Origin of the sequence: Streptomyces sp. NPDC058964, assembly GCF_042741275.1 — a bacterium.
Classification (GTDB): domain Bacteria; phylum Actinomycetota; class Actinomycetes; order Streptomycetales; family Streptomycetaceae; genus Streptomyces.
Window position 1 is genome coordinate 1 of record NZ_JBHYKH010000568.1, and the last position, 5,585, is coordinate 5,585.

General features: G+C 70.3%; 4 protein-coding genes. 1 reads left to right on the forward strand and 3 read right to left on the reverse strand.

From position 1 onward, the window contains the following. The 3 genes from ACFW2E_RS40375 to ACFW2E_RS40385 form a co-directional block, all read right to left on the reverse strand. Window positions 1-1,135: hypothetical protein (locus tag ACFW2E_RS40375; protein ID WP_384475134.1), on the reverse strand; the 1,135-nt coding region annotated here is incomplete at its 3' end. A 79-nt stretch (window positions 1,136-1,214) separates the two neighbouring features. Then, window positions 1,215-2,303, reverse strand: coding sequence for a branched-chain amino acid aminotransferase (locus ACFW2E_RS40380; protein WP_384475137.1), 1,089 nt, complete (start codon window positions 2,301-2,303; stop codon window positions 1,215-1,217). A 252-nt stretch (window positions 2,304-2,555) separates the two neighbouring features. Further along, window positions 2,556-3,599 (reverse strand): 3-isopropylmalate dehydrogenase, encoded by a 1,044-nt coding sequence (locus ACFW2E_RS40385; RefSeq protein WP_384475140.1) that lies wholly within the window; start codon window positions 3,597-3,599, stop codon window positions 2,556-2,558. A gap of 143 nt (window positions 3,600-3,742) precedes the next feature. Here ACFW2E_RS40385 and ACFW2E_RS40390 point away from each other — a divergent pair, with 143 nt between their 5' ends. Then, complete coding sequence (locus tag ACFW2E_RS40390) at window positions 3,743-5,299, forward strand: purple acid phosphatase family protein (RefSeq protein ID WP_384475143.1); 1,557 nt, start codon at window positions 3,743-3,745, stop codon at window positions 5,297-5,299. Window positions 5,300-5,585 lie beyond the last annotated feature (286 nt).

Here is a 5,585-nt window from a genome sequence, read left to right on the forward strand (position 1 = left end):
GGCGGGGGGGGGGGCGGGGGGCGGGGGGGTGTGGGCGGGCACTATAGTGGGGGCGCGTGACTCTAAGCTCCTCCCCGCCCGGCGCCCCCACACCCACCCCCCCCCCCCCCCCCGACGCATCGTACTTCTCCGCGAAGTGCTGGATCAGCCGTCCGTGCAGCTCGCTCTCGTCGTCGACGACGATCACCTCGTGCGCCCCGGCCCTGCTCAGCGCCTCGCTGTACGCGGTGAGTTGGTCGAGGCGGCGCAGGGCCAGGTAGGTGACGAGGTCGGGGGCGGCGACGTACAGACAGTCGTCGAGGAACACGAAGCGGCAGGTGAACTCCCGCCGCCCGTCGGTGGCGTCGACGAGCGTGACGGGCAGATGGGTGAACCGCTCCATCGGCTTGCCCTGCTGCCACAGCTCGTCGAAGCGCTGCTCCACGAAGGTGCCGAGCGGGGAGCGGACCGCGACCTCCAGCTGGACGCCCTCCCCGGACAGCCGGCCGACGGTGAGGAAGGAGACCAGACAGCGCTCGTCCCAGCGGTAGAGGGTGACGCCGGGAGACGTCGAGCACAGCCGTACCTCCAGCAGTTGCCGGGAGATGTCGTCCAGGCGGCGCGCGAACTCGTCGAGGGTTCGCAGGTTGCGCATGATGTCGCGGCGGATGTCGGCGCTCTGCTCGCCGAGCTCCCGGCCGCGCAGGATGACGGCGAGGGAGTCCGGGTCGAGGAGCAGGATCTGGACGCGGGTGCCGTGGGCGGTGGCGGACCTGATGCCCCGGAAGAGGCGCTCGGAGAACTGCGGGCCGAACAGGTTGGAGAAGGTGTCGAGGACCTTCACATTGGACGTCGAGCCGTACACCTGTGCGGCGAACCACTCGTAGTCGAGCCGGGTGTGCTCGCGGACGCGGCCCTCCTGGGCCCGGGATATCAGCGGACCGATGACGAACACGGTGACGACCACACCGACGATGTCGGTGCCGAGGTTGAGCGCGAGGTTCTGCCCGTAGTTGCCCATCGTCGAGGCCCGCCACAGCAGCAGGCCCGCGACTGCGGTGAGCAGCGCGAGCACGGTGAGGCTCTGGGGGCGGCGCGGCGTCCGTAACGTCCGCATCAGCCAGCGCAGCCGTGGCATCGGCGACCGTGCGCTCACGCGTGCTCCCTCCCCCGTGGACTCAGGAGATACCCGCACGGGGGAGGCGATACGCGTCGAACGGCCGGGCGGGGACCGGTCAGCCGAGCGGGTGCATCCAGCCGTGCTTGTCCTCCGCGATGCCACGCTGGATGTCGAGGAGGGCCTGGCGGAGCCTGAGGGTGACCTCGCCGGGCCGGCCGTCGGACTGCTTCCACTCGGTGGTGGCGCGCTTGACCGTGCCGACCGGGGTGATGACGGCGGCGGTGCCGCAGGCGAAGACCTCGGTCAGGGTGCCGTTCTCGGAGTCGGTCTGCCACTGGTCGATGGAGACACGGGCCTCCTCGGACTCGTAGCCCAGGTCGCGGGCGACGGCCAGGAGGGAGTCACGGGTGACGCCCTCGAGGATGGAGCCGGTGAGGGTGGGGGTGACGATCTTGTTGCCGTACACGAAGTACAGGTTCATGCCGCCGAGTTCCTCGACCCACTTGTGCTCGACCGCGTCGAGGTAGCAGACCTGGTCGCAGCCCTGGGCGGCGGCCTCGGCCTGGGCGAGCAGGGAGGCCGCGTAGTTGCCGCCCGTCTTGGCGTCGCCCATACCGCCGGGAACGGCGCGGACGCGGTCCTCGGAGGCCCAGATGGAGACCGGCCGGACACCGCCCGGGAAGTAGGCGCCCGCCGGGGATGCGATGACGATGAAGAGGTACTCGTTGGCGGGCTTCACGCCCAGGCCGACCTCGGTCGCGATCATGAAGGGGCGCAGGTAGAGGGACTCCTCGCCACCGTGCGCGGGCACCCAGTCCTTGTCCTGCCGGACCAGGACGTCACAGGCCTCGATGAACGTCTCGACCGGCAGCTCGGGCATGGCCAGGCGCTTGGCGGAGCGCTGGAAGCGCTTGGCGTTCTGGTCCGGGCGGAAGGTGGCCACGGAGCCGTCGGGACGGCGGTAGGCCTTCAGGCCCTCGAAGATCTCCTGGGCGTAGTGCAGGACGTTGGTCGCCGGGTCGAGGGGGATCGGCGCGTACGGAACGAGCTGGCCGTCGTGCCAGCCCCGGCCCTCGGTCCACTTGATCGTCACCATGTGGTCGGTGAAGTGGCGGCCGAACCCGGGGTTGGCCAGGATCGCCTCGCGCTCCGCTGCGGCGAGCGGGCGGGCGGAGGGCTTGAGCTCGATCGTGGGCGTCGTCATGAGTTGTTGTCCTTCACCGGTTGTAGTGACGGGGCCGCGCTCACGCCCGCACGACCGGTGGCCAGTGTTAGGACGTCCGAGCATTACCTCATACCGCGGCTCCGCGTTCGATTATCGCGCGAGGGCGGCGGTGGAAGGAATCGGGGTGAATGCGGCCCAGGGGTTGATGGTGGCACCCGGCGGGGACACGCGGAAGCCGCCGGGTGCGGTAGTGACCCGGCGGCTTCGAAGTGTTTCGAGGAGCGCGGCGGGTCAGCCGGCTACTCGTACGGAGAGGGCGTCGCCGATCTCGGAGGTGGAACGGGCCGGCAGGCCGCCGCGCTCCCCCAGGTCGGCGGAGACGGCGTCCTCGATGCGGGCGGCCTCGGACTCGTAGCCGAGGTGGCGCAGCAGAAGGGCGACGGACAGGACCGTGGCGGTGGGGTCGGCCTTGCCCTGGCCGGCGATGTCCGGGGCCGAGCCGTGGACCGGCTCGAACATGGACGGGAACTCGCCGCTCGGGTTGATGTTGCCGGAGGCGGCCACACCGATGCCGCCGGAGACGGCCGCGGCGAGGTCGGTGATGATGTCGCCGAAGAGGTTGTCGGTGACGATCACGTCGAACCGCTCGGGCTGCGTGACCAGGTAGATGGTCGCCGCGTCGACGTGGATGTACTCGGTGGTGACCTCGGGGTACTCCTCGGCCACCTTGTTGAAGATGTTCGTCCACAGGTGCCCGGCGAAGGTCAGCACGTTGTTCTTGTGGACCAGCGTGAGCTTCTTGCGCGGGCGGGCCTGGGCGCGGGCGAAGGCGTCGCGGACCACGCGCTCGACACCGAAGGCCGTGTTCACGGAGACCTCGGTGGCGACCTCGTGCGGGGTGCCCTTGCGGATGGTGCCGCCGTTGCCGGTGTACGGGCCCTCGGTGCCCTCGCGGACCACGACGAAGTCGATCTCGGGCTGGCCGGCCAGCGGGGTGGCGACACCCGGGAGGAGTTTCGACGGGCGCAGGTTGACGTGGTGGTCGAAGGCGAAGCGGAGCTTGAGCAGGAAGCCGCGCTCCAGGACGCCGGACGGGACACTCGGGTCGCCGATGGCGCCGAGCAGGATCGCGTCGTGCTGCTTCAGCGCGTCGAGGTCGGCGTCGGTGAGGGTCTCACCGGTGGCGTGGTAGCGCTTGGCACCGAAGTCGTACTCCTTGGTCTCCAGCTTCACATCCTGCGGAAGGACGGCGGAGAGGACCTTGAGGCCTTCGGCCACGACTTCCTGGCCGATGCCGTCACCGGGGATCACTGCGAGATTGATGCTGCGAGACATGTCGGCACCCTACTCCTCGTCCCATGGGATGACACGGGCTGTCCGTCATGCGGACACCCGGGCGGCGGGTGGGTGTCATCCTGTTGGCCGCCGTTCACCCGTACGTGGGGCCGGTGTTGGGATTCGCTGGGAACTTCTGGGACATGGAGACCCCTGACGTCGGCATTCCGCCGCAGCTGGCCCGCCGCATGAGCATGGCCGAGCAGTACGAGTACCTGCGCACCAGGCTCACCCGGCGCCGCGCCCTCGTGACGGCGGGCGCGGTGGCGAGCGGGCTGCTGACCGGATGTTCGACGGCGTCCGGCGGCACGGTCACGAGCCCGGCCGGGTCCGCGTCACGGGTCCGTGGCGCGGCCGTCCGCCCCTTCGGCCGCCATCTCGCCTTCGGTGCCGACCCGAAGACACGGATGCGGATCTCGTGGCAGGTGCCGTTCGCGGTGCGGCGGCCGTTCGTCCGGCTGGGGCTGCGGCCCGACGACCTGGGGCGCCGCGTGGCGGCCGAGGTGCGCAACCTGCACACGCCCGGGGTGCAGGGGGTGCGGCCGGCGGTCGAGCAGTACTACGTGCACGCGGCCCTGGACGGACTGCGCCCCGGTACGACGTACTACTACGGTGTCGGCCACGACGGCTGGGACCCCGCCTCCCCGGCCCACCGGTCCACCATCGCCTCCTTCCGCACGGCCCCCGCGAGCCCGGAGCGGTTCGTGTTCACCGCCTTCGGCGACCAGGGCGTCGGCACGAGCGCCGGCACCAACGACCACGTCCTGCTGCGCCAGAAGCCGGCGTTCCATCTGCACGCGGGCGACATCTGCTACGCCGACGTCAACGGCGCGGGCAAGAAGTCGGACGGATACGACCCACGGTTCTGGGACCTGTTCCTGAAGCAGACCGACACGGTCGCGAAGTCGGTGCCGTGGATGGTGACCACCGGCAATCACGACATGGAGGCCTGGTACTCGCCGGACGGCTACGGCGGCCAGCTGGCCCGCTTCTCCCTCCCGGACAGCGGCTTCGACCCGCACGGGGCTCCGGGCGTGTACGCGTTCACGTACGGCAACGTGGGCTTCGTGGCGCTGGACGCGAACGACGTCTCGTACGAGATCCCCGCCAACTTCGGCCACAGCGGGGGCAGGCAGACGAAGTGGCTGGACCGCAAGCTCGGTGAGCTGCGGGCGGCGAAGGACGTCGACTTCGTGGTGGTCTTCTTCCACCACTGCGCGTACTCGACCTCGCAGCACGCCTCCGACGGCGGGGTCCGCAAGGAGTGGCTGCCGCTGTTCGCGAAGCACCGGGTGGACCTGGTGATCAACGGGCACAACCATGTGTACGAGCGGACGGACGCGATCAAGGGCGGCGAGGTCGGCAGGTCCGTGCCGGTCGGCGCGTCGACGGATCCGGTCCGGGACGGGATCGTGTACGTCACCGCGGGCGGCGGCGGCCGGGCCCTCTACTCGTTCCCCTCGGGCGTCAAGGACAGCTACGAGGGGCACGTCACCCGGCACCGCGAGGTGAAGACCTTCCACTGGACGAAGTCCAGGGTGCAGGCGGCCGAGACGGTGGAGTGGTCGCGGGTGCGGTACACCGGCTTCTCCTTCCTCTCGGTGGTGGCGGAGGCGGGTACGGCCCCGCGGCTGACGGTGTCGGCGCTGGCCCAGAGCGGCGAGCGCATCGACCACTTCGAGGTGCGGCGCGGGACCTGACGGCACGGCGGCCGGGTGCCGAGTACGGCGGGTAGACGTCGGTCTCGCCCAGGTGCACGGACGGCCGGGGGACCCCCTCGGTGGTGGCGCTGTGCGCGACTCGGCGCCGGGTGCCGCCCTCTGGGGCCGGCGTTAGGGGTTCCTCCGTGCCGAGGACCCAGTCGAGCAGGTCGATGCTCGCGAAGTCGGCGAAGCGGGGGACGAGGAAGCCGATGAGCTCCTCGGCGGTGGGTACGAAGACCACGGTAGGTGTCATATAAACAAATACGAGCCCACAAGAAAATGA

What these genes read in the sequence shown, in the direction of transcription:
- ACFW2E_RS40390 (WP_384475143.1), top strand. Translation starts at nt 3,743, where the DNA reads ATGGAGACCCCTGACGTCGGCATTCCGCCGCAGCTGGCCCGCCGCATG.
- ACFW2E_RS40385 (WP_384475140.1), bottom strand. Translation starts at nt 3,599, where the DNA reads ATGTCTCGCAGCATCAATCTCGCAGTGATCCCCGGTGACGGCATCGGC.
- ACFW2E_RS40380 (WP_384475137.1), bottom strand. Translation starts at nt 2,303, where the DNA reads ATGACGACGCCCACGATCGAGCTCAAGCCCTCCGCCCGCCCGCTCGCC.